This window comes from Bifidobacterium psychraerophilum (assembly GCF_000741705.1).
GTDB lineage: Bacteria > Actinomycetota > Actinomycetes > Actinomycetales > Bifidobacteriaceae > Bombiscardovia > Bombiscardovia psychraerophila.
Genome location: NZ_JGZI01000010.1, coordinates 299,665 through 321,802 on the forward strand (window position 1 = coordinate 299,665; position 22,138 = coordinate 321,802).

A 22,138-nucleotide genomic window follows, 5' to 3' on the forward strand; every position below is an offset into this window, starting at 1 on the left:
TCACCGTCATCCCCCTAACGAAGGTGCTCTGGCCATGAGGCGATGTATTGCCGGGCGTTCCTTGCGGTCTCCTCGACATTGTCCCCGCCGAACTTCTCCAGGACGAATGAGGCAAGCGTCAGACGCATCATGGCTTCGGCCACGACCGCAGCCGCGGGCACTGCCGTGATGTCGGAACGCTGATGGATCGCCGTGGCGGGCTCCCCGGTGAGCACGTCAATCGTCTTCAACGCCCTCGGAACCGATGAGATCGGTTTCATCGCCGCACGCACGCGGATGGGCTCACCGTTGGACATACCGCCCTCTATGCCGCCAGCCCGATTGGTCTGACGAGAGATATGGCCCTGCGCATCCGCAACGATCTCATCATGCGCCTGGGAGCCCGGCCGCTCGGCTTCAAGGAAGCCGTCCCCGATCTCCACGCCCTTGATCGCCTGAATGCCCATGAAGGCCGAAGCCAGGGCGGCGTCGAGACGTCGGTCCGATTCCACATAGGTGCCCAGACCTGCCGGAACACCATAGGCGATCACCTCGATGACACCGCCCAAGGTGTCACCGGCCTTCTGGGCCTGATCGATACGGCTGATCATGCGCTGTTCGGCATCAGGATCAAGTGTGCGCACCGGTGAGGCATCAAGCCTCTGCGCGTCATCGGCGCTGGGCAGGGCCTGATCCTGCTCACTGCCGACACCGCCGATGGACAGCACCTGCGAAATGACACGAATGCCAAGGGTCTGTTCAAGGAAATTACCTGCCACGGCCCCCAAAGCGACACGGGAAGCCGTCTCCCTGGCGCTGGAACGCTCCAGAATGGGTCGCGAGTCCTGGAATCCGTACTTTCTCATACCCGTCAGATCGGCATGCCCCGGCCTCGGGCGGCTCAGCGGTGCGTTTCTGCCCGTTTCCGGAAGCTCGACACCCTCCTCAAGCGGATCCGCGCTCATCACCTGCACCCATTTGGGCCATTCGGTGTTGCCGATCTCAATGGACACCGGCGACCCGAGGGTCTTCCCATGCCTGACCCCGGTGAGCAGACGGACTTTGTCCCTTTCGAACTTCATCCGGGCACCACGCCCATGCCCCAGCCTCCGTCTCGCCAGCGCGTCACTGATCTGCTCAGTGTTGATCGAGATGCCCGAAGGCAGCCCCTCGATCATCGCCACAAGGGCTTCTCCGTGGGATTCCCCTGCCGTCTGCCAGCGCAACATGCTTTCTCCTTCGATGCTGAGTTTGATGTCCAAGTCCAACTTCGGTATATCTTACGTAATGCCCTACCTCTTGCTCATGCCCTGTCTCATCTGCTGTCTCGCGCTTTCGATCGAGGATCTGCGCAGCAGACGGATTCCCCGTGCATGGGTCGGGGCGGGTGTGGCCCTGCAGCTGATTGTATTCATCTGCTGGTGCGCATTCAACGGTGTGTGGGGCACCCTGGTGACGGCGGTGACTTTGGCCGTGGTGTGCGCACTGCTCCAGTTGGCCATATCCCTGGCCAGACCGGGGGCGCTGGGACTGGGTGATGTGAGCTGCACCTTGCTCGCGGGCCTTGCCGTGGCCTTCTTCGGTCCCGACGCCATCCTGGTCTGGTGGTGTCTGATGGGAATCCTGGGAGTGACGGCGATCGCGCTCTTCGCACGCGCCGGTGCCTCCATCGCCTTCGCACCCGTCATCTCGATCAGCGCGGTAGGCGCGATCGTCGTGGATTCGGCCTTCTTCTAGCTGTTATCGGCTTCCCACTGCTTGTATTCCTTCACATAGCCGTCGAACTCGCTGGAATCGGCTGTAAACTTGGTCTCCCCTGTATCCAGGTTCACCGTCACGAAGTACAGCCAGTTGCCTGAGGCCGGGCTCATGGCGGCTTTGATGGCGTTGTCCCCCGGATTGCTGATCGGTGTTGGGGGCAGGCCTGTATGCACACGCGTGTTGTAGGGGTTGGATTTGTCGCTGAGCTGCGCATTCGTGAGGTCGGAGGCGGAGACGTTGGCCCCATAGGCGACGGTGGTATCCATGCCGAGCGTCATGCCTTTGGCCAGTCGGTTCTCGATGACCCTGGTGACCTTGCTGTAGTACTCCTCCTGGTTGACCTCAGCCTCCGCGATCGAGGCGATATTGAGTATGCGCTCCCGCTCGCTTCCCGTGGGTACGTTCATCGCGTCCAGCTTGGCGATCCGCTGATCCACCAGCTCTTTGAGGATCTCCTTCGCCGAGCTTTTGCCCTTGACATTGTATGAACCGGGCTCGAACCAGCCTTCGAAGTTGCCACCCGCCTCACTGGGCAGGATGCCGGAACCCTTGTCCTTGATGATGGCGTCGAAATCGGATTTCTTGATCGACGAGAGGGTGGCGGCCTTGGTGATCACATCCGCGGCCTTGTCACCCGATCTGACTTCAAGGAAGCCTCCGGCCTTGCTGGAGTCGGTGAGTATCGTGACCACATCAGAGGCCTGCATATGCAGTTTGAGCTCGAACACACCTGGGAAGAGCTGGTTCTGCACCCCCGCGACGGCAACAGCCTGCGTGAACGCGGCCGCGGATTTCACGATATCCGCTTTCACCAGGTTTTCGGCGATCTTGTCGGCGCTCTGCCCGGTCTCCACGGTGAAATCAACTTCCGAGCCACCTGGACCGGGATAATCCTCAGCGACCGATTTGGTGGCGCTGACGATCGAAGACATTCCCGAGACCTTCTGGGCCACAAACCATCCACCGCCGCCGAGCAGCGCCAGAATCACCAGCACTATCAGCGCGGTCGTCAGGCGCTTGCGATGCACGGACACCCGTCGGCGTCGCATCTCACGTCTTGATTTCGGCGGCAAAGGAGGCGCTGAGGACGCAATGGGTTTCCCCGCCTCATCCACCAGATGCGAGGCATCGGTGAAAAAGTCATCCAGATCTTGATCCAACACACACTCCTTTATTCGTGATTCAGTTCGTCCAAGGCTGATTGCAGCAGCACGACGGCGGACTGCTGATCAACGAAGGGACGATGTTCACGCCCTGCGACGCTTGCCTCACGCAACTGTCTGTGCGCGCTTACCGTGGTGAGTCTCTCATCACGCAGATGCACATCCGGCATGCTTTCCAGATCCAGTGTGCCTTCGTCCATCAGCGCCTGCAGACGACGTCCCAGGGCAGCCGCCCAACGTTCGGCTTTCTTCCCGCTGCGACCCAGAGTCCCATCCAGCAGCAGGGGCAGTCCAATCACAACAGTAGCAACTGCTTCTTTCTCGATGATGTCGACAACCGACTCCAAGGCCAGGAAGCTGTCACCATCAACAACCACATTCCCAGCCGGATGGGCGAAAGTCAACTCCGGGTCGGACAATGCGAGGCCGACCCGTGCATTGCCGAGATCAACACCAAGCCAAGGTGCATGCATGGAGGCGCTCAGACCTTCTGCGCCTCGGCGCGCAAGGCTTCCAAGGCCTGGTCGATACGGGTGGCATCACGGCCTCCGCCCTGCGCGAAGTCGGGTTTGCCGCCACCGCCGCCACCGAGGACCTTCGATGCTCCGCGCACCAGATCCCCGGCCTTGATCCCAAGCTTGCGGGCCGACTCATTGGTGGCTGCCAGGACGACGGGACGTCCGTCCTCGCTCTCACCAGCCAACGCCACCACCGACGGACGATCGTCTCCAAGCTGGGCTCTGAGATCGCTTACCGTCTTGCGCAGAGCCTCCACCGAACCGAAACGCCCTACATTACGTGCCGCAACCAAGACCGGCGACGCCGAGTTCCTGGCCTCCTCGATGATCGCCGGTACGGATTCGGAGAGATTCCGCTCGTACATCGCGGCAAGACGCCTATCGGATTCCTTGAGTTTGTTCAACAGACTCGAGATGCGTGATTCCAGCTCATCGGGACGCGCGTTCAAGGTGTCCGAAAGCTGCGAGACCAAAGCGTGCTCTCTGGCATTGAATTCGTAAGCCCCCTGCCCGACGACGGCATCCACGCGACGCACGCCGGTACCGACCGAAGCTTCGGAAAGAATCGAGACCTGCCCGATCTTGCCCACATGATCGACGTGGGTCCCACCGCACAGCTCACGGCTCCAACCGTCCTGACCAATGGTCACGACCCTGACGATATCGCCGTATTTCTCGCCGAAGAGGTGCATGGCGCCCAGCGCGATGGCGTCATCGAACTTCATCTCCGTGGTGTTGACCGAGAGATTGTCCCGCAGACGATCGTTGACCCGCGCCTCGACGGTGTTCATCGCATCCGCGCTCGGAGCCCCCGACCACTGGAAGTCGAAGCGGAGCCTGTTCGGCGCATCCTCGGATCCGCGTTGCGTCGCCTGCGGCCCCAGCTCCTCGCGAAGGGCTTTATGCACCATATGCGTCGCGGTGTGCGAACGGGCTATCGCGCCTCTGCGTACCGGGTCGATGGTCGCGGTGACCGCCGAGCCGACCACCAGGGTTCCCTCGGTGATGCTGCACTGGTGAACGGTCAGTCCCTTGACCGGATGCTGCACGTCATCAACATCAAGCACGGCACCTTCATCGGAGAGTATCTCGCCCTGGTCGGCGAGCTGTCCACCCGCCTGGGCGTAGAAGGGTGTGCGGTCGAGGATGACCTCGACGTAGGCCGGAGCTGAGACGGCGGGTACGGAACCCTTGCCTGCCTCGATGATGCCGAGCACGCGTGAACGACTTGAGTAATCGGTATAACCCAGGAATTCCAAAGGCCGATCCAAGGTCTTCTTGAAGTCGTCATAAACGCTGACATCAACGTTGTGGCGTTTGCTGAGTGCATCCGCGCGCGCACGTGACTTCTGCTGCGCCATCAGCTCGCGGAACTTGGGTTCATCCACATGGACGCCCTGTTCCTCCGCCATCTCCAGCGTCAACTCGATCGGGAAGCCATAGGTATCGTGCAGGGTGAAGGCCTCGTCCCCGCTGACCACGGCGTCACCGCCCTGGGCCGCGGAATCCTGCGCCTTCTTCACCGCGACGTCAAGAATCGAGGTTCCTTTGTCGAGTGTGCGTCGGAATGACGCCTCCTCGCCATAGGCAGCCGCCGAAATATCGGGGAAGAGTTCGTTGAGTTCCGGATAGCTCGAAGACATCGCCTCTTTGGAGACCGGGAAGAGATGCGGAAGAACGTCATCCTGAACTCCGAGTGTGCGCATCGAGCGGATGGAGCGGCGCAGGAGCCTGCGCAGCACATAGCCACGGCCTTCGTTGCTCGGGCGAACGCCGTCGCTCATGATCATCAGCGCGCTGCGGACATGATCCGCAACGACCCTGAAGCGCACGTCGTCATCCGCATCCTCGCCGTATGTATGCCCTGACAGCCGTTCCGCGGCCTCGATGACCGGATAGACCTCATCGGTCTCGTAGATGTTGTTCTTGTGCTGCAGCAGGTACGCGAGCCGTTCCAGACCTGCACCGGTATCGATGTTCTTGTTCTCCAATTCGCCGACGATATGCAGGTCGGTTTTGGATTTCACATTGTCGACTTCGAAGTTCTCGAAGACGAGATCCCAGATTTCGATGTATCGGCTTTCATCCGCCGCGGGTCCACCCTCGATGCCGTATTCCGGCCCACGATCCACATAGATCTCCGAGCAGGGTCCACCGGGTCCCGGTCCGCCGGTCGTCCAGAAGTTGTCCTCCATGCCCATGATCTGCATATGCGCGGGGTCCATGCCCTCGTTGCGCCAGATCGAACGCGCCTCCTCGTCGTCCGTGTAGGTCGTGACCCACAGACTCTCGGGGTCGAAACCATAGCCGCCCTGGTCCTGCGGTGTGGTCAGCAGCGTCCAGGCGTAGTGGATCGCCTCCTCCTTGAAGTAATCACCGAAGGAGAAATTGCCCAGCATCTGGAAGAAGGTGCCGTGACGCGTGGTCTTGCCCACTTCATCGATGTCCAGTGTGCGCACGCACTTCTGATTGCTGGCCATACGCTTGCTCGGGGGTGTCTGCTCGCCAAGAAGGTAGGGAATGAAAGGCACCATACCTGCGATTGTGAAAAGCGTTGTCGGATTAGGTGAAATCAGCGAAGCCGAAGGCACGACCATATGGCCCTGTTTGGCGAAAAAATCAAGATAGCGCTTTGCAATCTCTGAGGTGCGCATTCTTCTGTTTACTCCTTATGGTGCGTGCGAACAACACCCCGTCTTCTTGTGCGGTCACAAGTCAGGGCGTGATGTGTTGTGTTATATGCTGTTGAGCTTCAGCTCAACTCAACGCGAATTATCGATGTACTGACGGTTCAGTTCCGCTTCGCGTGCGCGGCGTGTCTCCTGGAATTCATCGTACAGACCTTGCAGTGTGGAGACAGCGACGTTGGTGGTGTCATGCCCGAAGACGAAATCCCTGGCACCGGCCGGGGTGTGTGCCTTCACATAGGCCCTCGCCTTGCTCGCCGTCACTACGCCGATGGTGACGCCAACCCCTATCCAGAACAAGCGTTTGAACATCACTCCCCCTTGTGACTGTGGAAGGCCCGCGAGGAGCCGGTCTCAGGGGCGGACGATGCCGCCGGCTGAGCCTGCTGACGGCGGCCTTTGAAAAATGAGCTTGCCGTGGTCCGCAAGGCGAAGAAAGCGGAGGCGAGCTTGATGATCGGCTTGCCGAGCATCGATCCGTACAGATCCGTAAGAGCTCCGACATTACCTGCCGTGGTCGAGGCGGCAGCCGAAATGCGGTTGACATCTTCAAGTGTTTTATTGACCTGCTGCACGGTTGCCGTGGACTCGTCGAGTGTGGGCAACGCATGCTCACCGGTCTCCTTGACCGTATCCGCCAGCTGATCGAACAAGCGCCCGAGCCTGATCAACGGATAAATCAAGAATCCTGCGAGCACCGCGAAGGCAATGGCTGCGATAAGACCCGCGATTTGGCCTACATCCATCTTCAGCACCTCTTTCTGACCCCAGTCATGTTACTCGCTCAAGGCTACCACGATGAGTGCAACATGAGCGTTGTGGTGAAAGGCCCCAGCGGCTGCGCCGCGCATCATTCGTTGTAGGCGACCACGGACAGGGCCTCGTCGATCGGCTTGGAGGTATCAAAGTCGATGCGCGTCACACTGCCGTTGCGTGGCCGTTCACTGAGGTCATAGCCCTGTGGCGCATAACGGTGCATCAGACTGAGCAGCGTATTGCCGTGGGAGATCACCAGCACGTCATCGCCATCGTGCACGCCTTCATCGGCCGCGATGATGGCGAAGCCACCTTCCACACGCTTCCAGTATTCCCCATCCGATTCGGCATCGTGAAAGGGGTCGGCCTCATGCAGAAAATCCCTGCTCGCCCCGAGACCGAAGCGTTCGACGATCTCATTGTATGTTCCGGCTCCATGCGGGGCCCCGGCGGCCCACCAGGCTGCCGCCATATCCTGTCCTTCGTAATAGCCGTAGCATTGCTCCCTGAAATGCATATCCGAACGCGGCTCGGGAAGCGGGTCGCTGGCCGTATTGCAGCGCAGGATGGTCTGCGCGGTTATCTGGGCACGGGTGGTGTCCGAGCAGAAGGCGGCCGTGAAGGACACCGAGGCGAGTTTGCGTCCGGCCCGTTCCGCATCCGCCATGCCTGTTTCGGTAAGAGGGGAATTCGACCATCCCTGCAAGCGGTTGTATCTGTTGAACATGGTCTGCCCGTGACGTACCAAGTGAAGATGAAGTAGCATATCTTCGATTATGGCACCGTCACCGCGGCGATTCCCGCATAATGGTGTCATGGGTAGATTCTTCGGACGATGGTTCACACTTACGGTCGCGGTCGGCGTCATGACGTGGCTGCTTCCCGGCATGATTGTTCAGGGTTCCAACACCTTCATCTCGATCGCATGCTTCGCGCTCTTCATGGCGTTGATCAATGCATCCGTCAAACCCGTAGTGCAGCTTCTCGCGCTTCCGCTGACCATTCTGACCTTCGGACTCGCCGCGTTGATCCTGAACGTGATGTTCATGCAACTGGCATCCTGGCTCTCGTACTCCGTATTCCACGCCGGCATATACATCGGAGGGTTCTGGTGGGCTGTGTTCGGCAGCTTCATCATGATGGTGGTTGACGGGATACTCGGCGCCATCATGCGCGATTAGCCCTCACACTCCACTCAGTGGACACCGATAACCGGGGATAGCCATACCCGACGCACAGCGATTGACGGTGGATAAACGACGATGCGCCGCACATAGTGTGCGGCGCATCGTGCAAGTCTCGGAAGGATCCGAATCAGCGGGCGTAGTACTCGACCACGTACTGGATGTTGACCTGGACTGGAATCTCTTCAGGCTCCGGCTTACGGGTAAGCGTTGCCTTCAGTGAAGTGAGCTCCACATCGAGATATCCCGGAACCGCGGGGAGCACGTCACGGTGGACGCCTTCGGCTGCGATCTGGAAGGGAACCGTGGTCTGGCTCTTCGGCTTGACCTGGATGGTCTGGCCTGGGCGCACACGGTAGCTGGGGCGATCGACGATGTTGCCATCGACGAGGATGTGGCGGTGAACCACATACTGGCGGGCCTGTGCGGTGGTGCGGGCGATGCCTGCACGCAGCACCAGGTTGTCGAGGCGAACCTCAAGATCCCGGAGCATGGCGTTGCCGGTCTGGCCTGCCTCGTGGGTGCCCTTCTCATAGGCGGCGCGAAGCTGCTTCTCAGAAAGACCGAACTGGGCCCTCAAACGCTGCTTTTCACGCAGACGTACGGCGTAATCGGATTCGGTGCGACGACGTGTGCGACCATGCTCGCCTGGAGCATAGGGACGCTTTTCGAAGATTCGCTGAGCCTTGGGAGTCAGTGCGATTCCCAGTGCTCGGGACAGGCGCACCTGACGGCGCGAACGCTGAACCTTGGTCATAATTGCTATTTCCTTTGTTGCTGTCGTTATCTGAACGCAGGTGGAAACCCACCGAGTCAGCCTCTCCAATGCTTCACCGTGCCAAGCACGAGCAGTGTTCCCACTGCCGACCCATTGACGGGCTAAGACTCCAGACAGATGCCTCCTTGTGCAGGCACCAGCGTTCAATCCTACACCAAGGCCTGTATGTTTCCGACACGCTCCGGGTTCGAAGGCCTAGCGTCCTTGCGCTTCCCAGCAGGCATCAGGTGGATCCACACGGCATTGCGGGAACAGAGCCCGGCGTTCAGAGCTTTTCGATGGGGGCGACCCTGAGCATCAGACGTTTGACGCCGTCGGAGCCGAAATCCACGGTAATCACGGAGTTCCGCCCTTTGTCCTGGAGCTCAAGCACGGTTCCCAGCCCGTAGCGGTCGTGCGATACCTTGTCCCCCACGGCGAAGTCGGCGATCTGGCGTTCCTGCGTGCTGGCGGGAGCGGCTTGCTGACGTTTCGTATCGATGCGACGCGTGGTCACCTTCGCATGCTTCGATCCATGTGAACCACCACCTGCACCGGCACCTCCGCGGTACTGGCCGCTGCGATAGCCATAGGACCCACCCTGCGATGAGGAGGAAGCCGAGCGGCGGTATGAGCTCCCCTGATTCGACGAGCAGCCGCCACCCCATCTGGCCGAGGATCCGAAGGAGGCGCCGAAATCGTCATCCTCGAAACCGCCGAACTCATTGTCGTCGTCCTTCCAGTTGCTCCGCATCCGTTCGACGCTTGACTCCCTGCGCTTCCAGTCGATGAGTTTCTCGGGAATGTCATCGAGGAACTGACTGGGCAGCATCTCACTGGCCTGTCCCCACTGCGCACGGACCGCGGCACGGGTGAGATAGAGATGCTGTTTCGCGCGTGTGATGCCCACATAGGCCAGACGTCGCTCCTCCGCCAGTTCGCTCGTATCCTCCAGACTCCGTGAATGCGGGAAGGTGCCCTGCTCCATCCCGGTGAGGAACACGACCGGGTATTCGAGTCCCTTCGCGGTGTGCAGGGTCATCAGGGTGACCTTGCCGAAGTCCGCGGTCTCGTCGGGCAATTGGTCGGAATCCGCCACCAGTGCGGTGGTCTCCATGAAGGAGGACAGGGAGGCATCCGGTGTGTTCTGTTCGAATTCCGCCGCCACCGATTGCAGCTGGGAGAGATTCTCCACCCTCGAGGCATCCTGCGGGTCATCCGATTTGCGCAGTTCCTCAAGCAGACCGCTTTGCTCAAGCACCTGAGCCACGATTTCAGAAGGTTTGGCGTCATGCTCCCGTGCGAAGGCAGCAAGTCCGATCATCAGATCCCGGAAGGCCTTGAGCATGCTGGACGTTCTGGTGGGCACGCCCTCGATCTGCTCCATATGGCTGATGCCGTTCCAGAAACTCACGCCATGCTCCTGCGCGTAGCCGGTGACCAGGGACTCCGCCCGCGGTCCCAATCCACGCTTGGGGACATTCATGATTCTTCGCATATTCACATCGTCATCGGGATTGGCGAGAGCCTGCATATAGGCCAGTGCGTCCTTGATCTCGCGACGCTCGTAGAATTTGGTGCCGCCGATGAGCTGATAGGGAATGCCGGCGTTGATCAGGGCCTCTTCCAAGGAGCGTGATTGCGCATTGGCGCGGTACATGATCGCCATATCCGCATAGTGCACCTGTTCCTCGCCCGCCAGACGGGATATCTCGTTCGTGATCCACGATGCCTCCTGCTGCGCGTTATCCGCGGCGAAGGCTGTTATCGGACTCCCCTGCCCCAAGGCGGTCCACAGTTTCTTGGGTTTGCGCCCTTCGTTCTTGGCGATCACGGCGTTCGCGGCATCAAGAATCGTCTGGGTGGAGCGATAGTTCTGCTCCAGCATAATCGTCTTCGCGTTCGGGAAATCCTTCTCGAAGTCCTGGATATTACGTATATCCGCACCACGGAAGGCATAGATCGATTGATCGGAATCACCGACGACCGTGATCCAGGCGGGACCGCTTTTACCCGCCGCCACAGCCGTACCCTGCTGGGGCACATCCGCATCCACGCCCGCCAACTCACGGATGAGCTCATACTGGGCATGGTTGGTGTCCTGATACTCATCGACGAGGATGTAACGGAACTTATGCCGGTAATAGTCGGCCACCAAGGGGTCGGTCCGTATCAACTCGACCGTCCTGCCGATCAGGTCGTCGAAGTCGACGGCGTTCGCCTGTGCGAGCCTGTGCTGGTATTCCGCGTACATCACCGCGTACAGCTCTTCCACATTCCCGAATCGCCCGAGCTGCTGACCACGCTGACCCGGCTTGTAGTCAGGTGCGTACTCCTTGAGTTGGGTCTGCCAATCCTGAAGATTGTTCTTGCAGTCGGATATGCGCGCGAGAATCGCGCGGGGGGTGTAGCGCTTCATATCGATGTTGAGATCATTGCCGATGATCTTCACCAGGCGTTCGGAATCGGCGGAATCGTAAATGGAGAATCCCGAGCGCAGGCCGATGGATTTACCATCCCTTCTGAGGATGCGCACGCAAGCCGAGTGGAATGTGGAGACCCACATACGCTGGGCGACCGGCCCGATAAGCACCGAAAGACGTTCCCTCATCTCCGCCGCCGCTTTATTGGTGAAGGTGATCGCCAGGATCTGACTTGGCCATGCCCCGAACTGGCTGAGTATCCATGCTATCCGTCGGGTGAGCACACGGGTTTTGCCCGATCCCGCGCCTGCACCTATCAACAGAGCCTGACCCCGGTGTTGCACGGCCTGCGCCTGTTGTTGGTTGAGATCGCCGGTCAGCTCTTCGGCGCTTCGTTGTATCAGATCAGGATCACCCGTCACGTTCCTCATACCCTCGTTCTTAGTCATTCGAATGTTCTCAATGGTCAGGATGCTCATCCCTCTGGCGGCGCCACCCTTACGGACGCTACGCCATACCCGCGCCGCCGGACGGATCACCAGCATCGCCGCATGATCCGGCGTGATGAACCGCGGCTTCGCCCGGCACCGCGTACCGAAGGATGGCAGCGGTGTCCACAGCCTCCTGCTTCCCCGTACACCAATACCTTATATATATAAGGTGTCGTCCACGAATATCGGCATCATGGGCGACACCTTACACAGCCGGGCATGTTCTCACGGCATGGTCTGCAGGATGCTACTCCCACTCGATCGTTGCCGGTGGCTTCGAGGTCACGTCGAGGGCCACGCGGTTGATGCCTCTGCATTCGTTGGTGATACGGGTGGAAATCGCCGAAAGCACGTCATAGGGAACCCTTGACCAATCGGCCGTCATCGCATCCTCGGAGCTGACGGGTCGCAGCACGATCGGGGAGCCGTAGGTGCGTTCATCACCTTGAACGCCAACGGAATGGACATCGGCAAGCAACACCACCGGGCATTGCCAGATGTCTCGGTCAAGACCCGCTTTGCTCAACTCCTCACGGGCGATGGAGTCCGCCTCCCGAAGCAGATCAAGACGTTCCTGCGTGATGGCCCCGATGATACGAATGCCCAGACCCGGACCCGGGAAAGGCTGTCTCCACACGATCTCATCAGGAAGGCCCAATTCGGTGCCGATCGCCCTGACCTCATCCTTGAAAAGCGTGCGCAACGGTTCGACCAATTCGAATTTCAGATCCTCAGGAAGACCGCCCACATTGTGATGCGATTTGATGTTCGCGGCGCCGTCGCCGCCACCTGATTCGACCACATCGGGGTAGAGCGTGCCCTGCACGAGGAATCTGACCTCTTCGCCCTGCTCACCCGCCTTGCTGACGATATCCCTTGCGGCACGTTCGAAGGTTCTGATGAAACGCTCACCGATGATCTTCCTCTTGCGTTCCGGTTCGCTTACTCCGGCAAGGGCGTCGAGGAAGTCGGCGGAGGCGTCGACTGCGACGAGGCGGATGCCTGTGGCCTGCACGAAGTCCTTGCGGACCTGCTCCACTTCACCTTTGCGCAGCAATCCATGATCCACGAACACGCATGTCAGCTGATCACCTACCGCCTTGTGCACCAGAGCGGCGGCCACCGCCGAGTCGACACCCCCGGACAGACCGCAGATCACCTGATGATTGCCGATCTGGGCTTTGATCTTCGCCACCTGATCCTCGATGATGCTTGACGCATCCCAGTGGGCTTCGATGCCGGCGCAATCATGGAGGAAGGTCTCGATGAGCTCCTGTCCCTTGGGCGTGTGGCGAACTTCCGGATGCCACTGCACGCCGTACAGTCCCCTGGCCACATCCTGCATGGCCGCAACCGGTGCACCCTGCGTGTGCGCGAGCACCTCGAAACCCTCAGGCGCCTGTTCCACCGCAACACCGTGGCTCATCCATGTGCTTTGCTCCGCAGGAGAATCCTTGAGGACACCCTCGGCATGATCGATCGATGCCGGGGTCTTGCCGTATTCGCCAAGAGCCGCTCGGTCGACGACCCCGCCGAGCTCATGCGCCATGACCTGGAATCCGTAGCAGATGCCCAGCACGGGAATGCCCGCGGAGAATATCTTGGGGTCGATGCCCGGCGCACCCGGCTCGAAGACCGAGGCAGGTCCTCCCGAAAGGATGATGGCCTTCGGATCCTTGGCGAGGATCTCATCCACCGGCATCGAATGAGGCACCAGTTCCGAGTAGACGTGGGCCTCCCTCACCCGACGCGCAATCAACTGCGCGTACTGCGCACCGAAATCGACTACAAGAACGGGACCTTGTGCCATATGTTCTTCTCGCTTCCTTAGGAATCGACATGTTGTGCCTTGTATTCCGCCACTTGGCAGCGCTTCGGATCGGTAATTCCCGATGCCCTGCGCCGCCCGAATCGCGGTTGACATGAATACGTCGATTATGGCTGTTGTTTTCGACATATTCCCCATCCCGCGAGTTACAGGGAGAACGCGGCTGTCCTATCATTTATTATGTTCATTCGAACTGTCGCGAAAAGTATCCCCCACGACAATTTCATTGAGAGTCAAAATCGAAAAATTGGGCAGATGCACTGCAATGAGTGGGAAACAGGCAGAAATGGCCAATTCTCGGAGTCCGAAAAAGGTAACAGAAGGTCTACTTTGCCTAACAACATCGAACAGACACGCAAAAAAACTGCCATAAGTCTGCTAGTCAACGTACCATGATTAGCGACTGGTGATGAGGGTCCCAAGAACCGGAAACGATTCGCGGAACACTCAAAACCGAACGAAAACAATCAATCGCACAACACAGTGCAGAGTACAGGAGTACATATGACGAGTCCTGTTATTGGCACCCCTTGGAAGAAGCTGGAATCCCCAGTTTCCGAGGAGACCCTGGAAGCCGTCGATAAGTATTGGCGTGCAGCCAATTACCTCTCCATTGGCCAGATTTACCTTCGTAGTAATCCACTGATGAAGGAACCGTTCACACGTGAGGATGTTAAGCATCGTCTCGTTGGACACTGGGGAACGACACCTGGTCTGAACTTCCTGATCGGTCATATCAACAGACTGATCGCCGATCACCAGCAGAACACGGTGATCATCATGGGCCCGGGCCACGGCGGTCCTGCAGGCACCTCACAGTCCTACCTGGACGGAACCTACACCGAGTACTTCCCGAAGATCACCAAGGATGAGGATGGTCTGCAGAAGTTCTTCCGTCAGTTCTCATACCCAGGCGGCATTCCTTCCCACTACGCACCGGAGACACCAGGCTCAATCCACGAAGGTGGAGAGCTGGGTTACGCCCTGTCACACGCCTATGGCGCCGTGATGAACAACCCGAGCCTCTTCGTCCCGGCCATCGTCGGTGACGGCGAAGCCGAGACCGGCCCTCTGGCCACCGGCTGGCAGTCCAACAAGCTGGTCAACCCACGCACCGACGGCATCGTGCTGCCGATCCTGCATCTTAACGGATACAAGATCGCCAACCCGACCATCCTCTCGCGCATCTCCGATGAAGAGCTTCATGAGTTCTTCCACGGCATGGGCTACGAACCATACGAGTTCGTCGCAGGATTCGATGACGAGGACAGCCTCTCGATCCACCGTCGTTTCTCCGATCTCTTCGAGACCGTGTTCGACGAGATCTGCGAGATCAAGGCCACCGCGCAGACCGACGACATGACTCGTCCGTTCTACCCGATGATCATCTTCCGCACCCCGAAGGGCTGGACCTGCCCGAAGTTCATCGACGGCAAGAAGACCGAAGGCTCATGGCGCGCCCATCAGGTTCCGCTGGCTTCCGCCCGCGACACCGAGGCTCACTTCGAGGTTCTCAAGAACTGGCTGGAATCCTACAAGCCGGAGGAGCTCTTCGACGAGAAGGGCACCGTACGTCCCGAGGTCCTCTCCTTCATGCCTGAAGGCGAACTGCGCATCGGAGACAACCCGAACGCCAATGGTGGCCGCATCCGCGAGGATCTCAAGCTGCCCAACCTTGACGATTACGCGGTACGCGAGGTCGAAGAGTACGGCCACGGCTGGGGACAGCTCGAAGCCACTCGTCGCCTGGGTGTGTACACACGCGACATCATCAAGCTCAACCCGGATTCCTTCCGCATCTTCGGACCGGACGAAACCGCTTCGAACCGTCTTTCCGCAGCTTACGAAGTAACCAGCAAGCAGTGGGATGCCGGCTATCTGTCGGATCAGGTCGACGAGAACATGAGCGTCACCGGTCAGGTCACCGAGCAGCTCTCCGAGCACCAGATGGAAGGCTTCCTCGAAGGATACCTGCTCACTGGTCGTCACGGCATCTGGAGCTCCTACGAGTCCTTCGTGCACGTCATCGATTCGATGCTCAACCAGCACGCGAAGTGGCTCGAGGCCACCGTGCGTGAGATTCCTTGGCGCAAGCCGATCTCCTCGGTCAACCTCCTGGTCAGCTCGCACGTATGGCGTCAGGATCACAATGGCTTCAGCCATCAGGATCCAGGCGTGATCGACATCCTGCTGAACAAGAACTTCAACAACGATCACGTTGTGGAGATCTACTTCCCAGCGGATTCGAACTTGCTGCTCGCCGTTTCCGAGCGTGCATACAAGTCCACGAACAAGATCAACGCCATCATCGCCGGCAAGCAGCCAGCCGCCACTTGGGTCTCACTTGATGAGGCACGCGCCGAACTCGAAAAGGGTGCAGCCGAGTGGAAGTGGGCCTCCAACGTCAAGGATGGCGAGGACGTCGATATCGTGCTCGCGGCCGCAGGCGATGTTCCCACCCAGGAACTCCTGGCAGCAGCGGACAAGCTCAACCAGCTTGGCGTCAAGTTCAGGTTCGTCAACGTTCTGGACCTGCTCAAGATCCAGAATGCCTCCGAGAACGATCAGGCCCTCAGCGATGCCGAGTTCACCGAACTCTTCAGCGCCGACAAGCCCGTCCTCTTCGCGTACCACTCCTATGCACGCGAGATCCGCGGACTCATCTGGGATCGTCCGAACCACGACAACTTCAACGTCCATGGCTACGAAGAGCAGGGTTCGACCACTACCCCATTCGATATGGTTCGCGTCAACAACATCGATCGTTACGAACTCACCGCCGAAGCACTGCGTGCAGTCGACGCGGAGAAGTTCGCCTCCAAGATCGATGAACTTGAGAAGTTCCGTACCGATGCCTTCCAGTTCGCAGTGGACAAGGGCTTCGACCACCCGGATTACACCGATTGGGTGTGGCCTGGCGTCAAGACCGAGATCCCAGGAGCCGTCACGGCGACTGCTGCGACCGCAGGAGACAACGAGTAATCTGAAGTACTAGATTCCTCCTGTCGGCATATCTGCCGGACATCAAGGGGCTCTGAATGTGCAAACATCCAGAGCCCCTTCTTCATAGTTGTTTCCGGTGGTGATTCTTATCACATATGGGCATTACAATATGAGTTGCTATCCGCACCATGCCGACTACACAGGTGTAGTCGTCTTTTGTATTCGAATGGAGAGATCCTTGAGCGTTTGCAGTGTAACCATACTCAGTCCTGAATCAGCCAACGGTCGTAATGTGATAGCGCTCGGAGTCACCTCCGCGTTCTCACAAGCCAAAAGCACCGCTGTGTTCCGTCCGGCGGTCTGCCACGACGATTCCTTTACCTCAGCGTTGATCGGGCAATCGAGCGTGAAGACACCGCAGGCGGCAAGCATCGGGGTCTGCCCCAAACAGGTCCGGGAGAACCGTGATGAGGCCCGGGCCGATATCGTCGCCGGCTTCCACGATCTCATCGATGATTACGAGCCGGAAGCCGTTGTGATCGTCGGCACGGACAAGTCACCGATCGCAGACCCGCAGGAATTCGCCTTCAACGCACAGCTGGCAGCCGACCTGCAATCCCCCGTCTTCCTTGCCGTATGCACGCTGGAGCGCAACCCTGCCCAGCTTCTCGCGACCGTCCGAGCCTGCCAGGCGAGCGTCCGCAACGCGGGATCGACCGTTGTGGGCGTATTCGTCACCGGTTGCGCAGCTGAGAAAAGCGCCGAGACACTCCGTGAGCTCAAGGTGTTGAATCTGCCGACGTGGACCGTGCCGCCACAGGGTGTTGACGCTCATGATCCCGCAAGCATAGATGCGGCGCTCAAGCTCTTCGACCGCAACGTGCCCTCATCAGAGCTCCTTGAGGCCGCGGCCACGGACTTCGAGAAGCCGGTTACGGCGGTCCACTTCCAGAATTCACTGCTGCACAAGGCGAAAGCCGCCGGCAAGACGATCGTCCTGCCGGAAGGAGAGGAAGACCGCATCATCCGCGCGGCGGACTTTCTGCTTGCCCGCGACATCGTGAAGCTGATCATCGTCGGAGAACGGGACGACATTCTGGAACGTGCGGAATCACTTGGCCTGAAGAACCTCGACAAGGCGGAGTTCCAATCGATACATGACGAGGCGCTGCTTCAATCCATGACCGATAGATTGTGCGAGTTGCGCCGCAGCAAGGGGCTGACGGAGGAACAGGCACGGCTGACCTTGGAGGATCCCTCGTACTTCGGTACGATGCTCGTCGTTCTGGGAAGGGCCGACGGTCTTGTCTCAGGGTCGGTGAATTCCACAGCCAACACCGTGCGTCCGGCATTGCAGACCATCAAGACGAAACCCGGTGCCTCCTTGGTCTCCGGCTCCTTCCTGATGTGCTTCGACACCCATGTGGCGATTTTCGCCGACTGCGCCATCAATCTGAACCCGGATGCCCAAGCACTTGCGGATATCGCCATACAATCCGCCAGCACCGCACAGGCATTCGACATGAAACCGCGTGTAGGCATGCTTTCGTATTCCACCCTCGGATCCGGGAAAGGGCCCGATGCGCAGCTTGTTGAGGAGGCGACCAGACTGGTGCACGAGAAGGCGCCTGAACTCAGTGTGGTCGGCCCGATACAGTTCGATGCCGCATGGTCACCTGATGTCGCCTCGACCAAGGCGCCAGGCAACGAGGTCGCAGGCCATGTGAACGTTTTCGTCTTCCCTGACCTCTCGGCGGGCAACATCGCCTACAAGGCCGTCCAACGCTCCTCAGGGGCGCTTGCCGTGGGGCCCGTGCTCCAAGGTCTGAACAAGCCGGTGAACGATCTCTCCCGCGGAGCGACGGTCCAGGACATCATCAACACTGTGGCGCTTACAGCCGCTCAAGCCCAATAGGCGCACGGCTTTGTAAGCCCCCACGAGTAATCTCACAACAGTAGGGAGCGTTCGCTCCAGGTCATATCATCAGGAGGAAGCCATAATGGCGAAAACCGTCCTTGTCATCAATTCGGGCTCAAGCTCAATCAAGTATCAACTGGTCGATCTTGAATCAGGCGAAGGCCTTGCTTCCGGTCTCGTCGAGAAAATCGGCGAACCGTCAGACGGTCATTACAAGCATGAGTACCAAGGCCAAAAGCACGAGTTGGAAGAGCCGATTCCCGACCATGAAGTCGGACTCAAGCGCGTTCTTGAATTCTTTGAAGAGTATGGACCCAGCATCCAGGAAGCCGGAATCGTGGCCGTCGGCCATCGCGTGGTCCAGGGTGGATCGGTCTTCCCGAAGCCGGCTCTGGTAACCGACAAAACCATCGCACAGGTCAAGAACCTTGCCGTGCTCGCACCTCTGCACAACGGCCCCGAGGCCGTCGGAGCCGAAGTCATGCGCGCGCTGCTCCCCGACACCCCACAGGTCTTCGTATTCGACAGCTCCTTCTTCTTCGACCTGCCGAAGGCCGTCAGCACGTATGCGCTGAACAAGGACATCGCCGACGAGTACCACATCCGTCGTTACGGCGCCCACGGCACCAGCCACCAGTATGTCGGCTCACTGGTGCCCGAGCTGGTAGGCAAGCCTGCTGAAGGGCTCAAGCAGATCGTGCTGCACATCGGCAACGGTGCTTCGGCATCGGCACAGATCTCCGGCAAGCCCGTTGAGACCTCAATGGGTCTGACCCCTCTCGAAGGACTGGTGATGGGAGGACGCACGGGCGATATCGATCCCGCCGTCGTCTTCCACCTGATCCGCAATGCTCACATGAACGTCGACGAGCTGGACGCGCTCTTCAACAAGCGCTCCGGCCTGACCGGTCTGACCGGCCACGGCGATATGCGTGAGATCCATCGCATGATCGCCGAAGGTGACGAGAACGCAAAGCTCGCGCTCGATATCTACGTTCACCGCATCGTCGGATACATCGGCAACTACGTCGCCCAGATGGGTGGCGTCGATGTCATCACCTTCACCGCCGGTGTCGGCGAGAACGACGAGGTCGTACGCAGGGAAGTCGCCAAGAAGCTTGCCCCCTTCGGCGTCAAAATCGACCTTGAGAAGAATGATATCCGCTCCAAGGAGCCACGCATCATTTCCACCCCGGACAGCAGCATCGACATCTGCATCATTCCGACCAACGAAGAGCTCTCCATCGCCCGTCAGTCGGAGACCATCGCAGAGAACGGCGACTCATACGGGAACGTCTTCAACAAGTAGTAGTGCGAAGCCGCTCGGTACCGGGCTTCACGCCTTCGGGCGGCCATGATGCAGAGGAGGCCACCACGTCAATACGACGTGGTGGCCTCCTCTGCATCTCATGCAAGCATTCCGGTAGCCGATGCGGATATATCAGGGCTGCTTCGCCTGGACCACGGCATGCGCTTACACGTGCACGTTCCCATCGACTTTCGCAGACGGCACAGGCTGCAGTGCGTCAGAGTGCCTGCAGTACCGTGTGGTGCAGCAATCCGTTACTGGCCAGTCCGTTCCCGCCCCAGGGGCCGGGATTCCCCTCGAGATCGGTGAAGGTACCACCCGCCTCCTCAACGATCGGCACCAGTGCCGCCATATCGTACAAATCAAGTTCCGGCTCAGCGGCGACGTCGATCGCGCCCTGTGCGACCAGCATGTACTGCCAGAAGTCACCGAATCCTCGCAGCCGCCACATCCTATCGCTCAATGCGATCAACTCATCGCGGTCCCCGCGTTCCTTCCAGCCGCTCAGGGACGAGAGCGACAGGGAGGCATTCGCCAGATCGGACACTCCGGATACGTGCAGGCGCACGGCATTATCCGCATCGGAACCCATATAGGCTCCTCCATCACGCACAGCAAACCAACGATTATGCAGCATCGGGGCCGACACAACCCCGAGCACGATGTCATCACCATCCTGAAGTCCGATTAATGTGGCCCAGACAGGCACACCGCGTACGAAATTCTTCGTACCATCAATAGGGTCGATGATCCACCGCCTGCCGGTCGAGGCGGCCTTGCCGAGTTCCTCGCCGTAGATGCTGTCCTCGGGACGCTCCTTGCCGAGGCGATCGCGTATCAGCTGTTCGGTGGCGCGATCGGCATCCGTGACCGGAGTGTGGTCGGGCTTGTTCTCGACATGCAGATCCATGGCACCGAAGCGGTGTGAGGTGAGCTCATCGGCCTCATCCGCCATGCTCAGTGCGAGAAGAAGATCGTCGTAATGAGGATTATCCGCAAGTTCCTTCGCAAAGGACCGTTCATCATACACAGTACGTGCTGCCATCAAGGGGCTGCCTTTCATTTGTCATCGTTCAGCATGGAACGCCACATCTCCACAAAATCGGGAAGCGTTTTGCTGGTTGTGCCGATATTCTCCACAGTGATTCCATGGATCCGCAAAGCGAGCATCGCACCGAATGTAGCCATCCGGTGATCCGCGTAGCTGTGAAGGTCCGCCGCATGCAGACGCTCCTGAGGTACCGGGGTGATGCTGATGCCGTCGGGCAGCTCCTGTGCTTCTCCCCCGATTCTCCCGATCTCCTGCACCAAAGCGGCAAGTCTGTTTGTTTCATGACCCCGCAGATGCCCGATGCCGAGCATATTGGTACCTGCATCGGCGAATACGAGCAAGGCCGCCAGGGATGGCGCGATCTCCCCTGCCGCAGTGAGATCGAAATCGCCGAGACCGTGAATGGTGCCGTCAGAGGACACCCGGCACCAGCGCGTCCCCTCCTCCTCGATGAAGCTCACATCAGCGCCCATACGACTGAGATACCCGGGAAGCAGACCCCCGGGCTGGGTTGTCTGCTCCGGCCAGTTCGGCACCTCGACGCTGCCGCCTGCCAGCAAGGCCGCACCGAGGAAGGGGGCCGCATTCGACAGATCGGGTTCGATCGTCACATGGGGTGGCAGGTGCAGGCTTCCCGGCTCGACAAGCCATTCACGCTGGTATTCATGCGCCTTCACCTGTGCACCGGCATGCTTCAGATCATCCACGGTCATGCGGATATGCGGAAGGCTGGGAAGCGTCTTCCCGGTATGCTTCAGTATCACGCCATGCGGCAGGGCCGGCGCTATCAGCAATATTCCCGAGATGAACTGGGATGAGGCCGAGGCATCGATCGCCACCTTCCCGCTATTCCATTGGGAGGGTGGAACGAGGGTGAAAGGAAGATGACCGGGCTCACCGTGATAGACGATGTCCGCACCGAGTTGTTCCAAGCCCTCAAGCAGTGGCGCCATAGGACGCTGATAAGCCTGGCTGTCCCCGTCGAAGGTGACGGGACCGTCAGCGAGCATAGCCAGACCCGGTACGAAGCGCATAACCGTACCGGCAAGACCACAATCGATGGTGACGTTGCCCGTATACCTGCCGCTTCCGGGAGGACTGACGCTGACCGTCGTCGGATCGTCGGCATCACTGCTCACACGAACCCCAAGGGTCTCCAAAGCGCCCATCATCAGCTCGGAATCCCTGGAACGCAGCAGTCCATGAAGCGTCACCGTGCTGCTACCGGCCGCAGCGAGCAGGAGATAGCGATTCGACAGTGATTTGCTGCCCGGTATCTTCACTCTCGCATGCAGGGGACCCTGTGGCGCGGGAGCCGGCCATGATTCCTGGATGTTTGGGTCTGCTGTCATGTCTGTCATGGTATCCGC

General features: G+C 59.4%; 17 protein-coding genes. 5 read left to right on the forward strand and 12 right to left on the reverse strand.

The annotated features are described in order from the left end of the window. Positions 1-14: 14 nt before the first annotated feature. Positions 15-1,208, reverse strand: a complete 1,194-nt coding sequence (gene aroC, locus BPSY_RS08450) for a chorismate synthase (RefSeq protein WP_033496478.1) — start codon at positions 1,206-1,208, stop codon at positions 15-17. A gap of 58 nt (positions 1,209-1,266) precedes the next feature. Between aroC and BPSY_RS08455 the strand changes: the two genes are divergently transcribed. Continuing rightward, positions 1,267-1,716, forward strand: a complete 450-nt coding sequence (locus BPSY_RS08455) for a prepilin peptidase (protein WP_033496477.1) — start codon at positions 1,267-1,269, stop codon at positions 1,714-1,716. Here the strand turns inward: BPSY_RS08455 and mltG are convergent. From mltG to BPSY_RS08485, 6 genes are all read right to left on the reverse strand, one after another. Further along, complete coding sequence (gene mltG, locus BPSY_RS08460; RefSeq protein ID WP_033496475.1) at positions 1,713-2,900, reverse strand: endolytic transglycosylase MltG; 1,188 nt, start codon at positions 2,898-2,900, stop codon at positions 1,713-1,715. The genes BPSY_RS08455 and mltG overlap by 4 nt on opposite strands. Positions 2,901-2,911: 11 nt before the next feature. Beyond that, complete coding sequence (ruvX, locus tag BPSY_RS08465; RefSeq protein ID WP_033496248.1) at positions 2,912-3,376, reverse strand: Holliday junction resolvase RuvX; 465 nt, start codon at positions 3,374-3,376, stop codon at positions 2,912-2,914. A gap of 8 nt (positions 3,377-3,384) precedes the next feature. Next, entirely contained in the window at positions 3,385-6,075 is a 2,691-nt protein-coding gene (gene alaS, locus BPSY_RS08470) for an alanine--tRNA ligase (RefSeq protein ID WP_033496246.1), read from the reverse strand. 108 nt (positions 6,076-6,183) lie between these two features. Further along, positions 6,184-6,420, reverse strand: a complete 237-nt coding sequence (locus BPSY_RS08475; RefSeq protein ID WP_033496244.1) for a hypothetical protein — start codon at positions 6,418-6,420, stop codon at positions 6,184-6,186. Beyond that, positions 6,420-6,854 (reverse strand): DUF948 domain-containing protein, encoded by a 435-nt coding sequence (locus BPSY_RS08480; RefSeq protein ID WP_051921862.1) that lies wholly within the window; start codon positions 6,852-6,854, stop codon positions 6,420-6,422. The genes BPSY_RS08475 and BPSY_RS08480 overlap by 1 nt, the downstream gene beginning before the upstream one ends. A gap of 104 nt (positions 6,855-6,958) precedes the next feature. Next, positions 6,959-7,630, reverse strand: coding sequence for a histidine phosphatase family protein (locus BPSY_RS08485; RefSeq protein WP_033496242.1), 672 nt, complete (start codon positions 7,628-7,630; stop codon positions 6,959-6,961). A 49-nt stretch (positions 7,631-7,679) separates the two neighbouring features. On the opposite strand from BPSY_RS08485, the gene BPSY_RS08490 reads away from it, so the two are divergent. Further along, positions 7,680-8,045 (forward strand): phage holin family protein, encoded by a 366-nt coding sequence (locus tag BPSY_RS08490; protein ID WP_033496240.1) that lies wholly within the window; start codon positions 7,680-7,682, stop codon positions 8,043-8,045. Positions 8,046-8,178: 133 nt separating this feature from the next. On the opposite strand, the gene rpsD is transcribed toward BPSY_RS08490, so the two are convergent. From rpsD to guaA, 3 genes are all read right to left on the reverse strand, one after another. Further along, positions 8,179-8,805 (reverse strand): 30S ribosomal protein S4, encoded by a 627-nt coding sequence (gene rpsD, locus BPSY_RS08495; protein WP_033496238.1) that lies wholly within the window; start codon positions 8,803-8,805, stop codon positions 8,179-8,181. Positions 8,806-9,091: 286 nt separating this feature from the next. Next, positions 9,092-11,650: a UvrD-helicase domain-containing protein gene (locus BPSY_RS08500; RefSeq protein ID WP_100841143.1), complete on the reverse strand. Its 2,559-nt coding sequence runs from the start codon at positions 11,648-11,650 to the stop codon at positions 9,092-9,094. A 316-nt stretch (positions 11,651-11,966) separates the two neighbouring features. Next, positions 11,967-13,529 (reverse strand): glutamine-hydrolyzing GMP synthase, encoded by a 1,563-nt coding sequence (gene guaA, locus BPSY_RS08505; protein WP_033496234.1) that lies wholly within the window; start codon positions 13,527-13,529, stop codon positions 11,967-11,969. Between the two features lie 522 nt (positions 13,530-14,051). On the opposite strand from guaA, the gene BPSY_RS08510 reads away from it, so the two are divergent. The 3 genes from BPSY_RS08510 to BPSY_RS08520 all read left to right on the forward strand — a co-directional run bounded on the left by BPSY_RS08510 (position 14,052) and on the right by BPSY_RS08520 (position 19,717). Then, complete coding sequence (locus BPSY_RS08510; protein ID WP_033496232.1) at positions 14,052-16,529, forward strand: phosphoketolase; 2,478 nt, start codon at positions 14,052-14,054, stop codon at positions 16,527-16,529. 187 nt (positions 16,530-16,716) lie between these two features. Next, positions 16,717-18,405 (forward strand): phosphate acetyltransferase, encoded by a 1,689-nt coding sequence (gene pta / locus BPSY_RS08515; RefSeq protein WP_081884355.1) that lies wholly within the window; start codon positions 16,717-16,719, stop codon positions 18,403-18,405. An 85-nt stretch (positions 18,406-18,490) separates the two neighbouring features. Continuing rightward, positions 18,491-19,717 (forward strand): acetate/propionate family kinase, encoded by a 1,227-nt coding sequence (locus BPSY_RS08520; protein WP_033496228.1) that lies wholly within the window; start codon positions 18,491-18,493, stop codon positions 19,715-19,717. 217 nt (positions 19,718-19,934) lie between these two features. Here the strand turns inward: BPSY_RS08520 and hisN are convergent, their stop codons facing one another. Beyond that, entirely contained in the window at positions 19,935-20,762 is an 828-nt protein-coding gene (gene hisN, locus BPSY_RS08525; protein WP_051921863.1) for a histidinol-phosphatase, read from the reverse strand. Between the two features lie 14 nt (positions 20,763-20,776). Continuing rightward, positions 20,777-22,129, reverse strand: a complete 1,353-nt coding sequence (aroA, locus tag BPSY_RS08530) for a 3-phosphoshikimate 1-carboxyvinyltransferase (protein ID WP_033496226.1) — start codon at positions 22,127-22,129, stop codon at positions 20,777-20,779. Positions 22,130-22,138 lie beyond the last annotated feature (9 nt).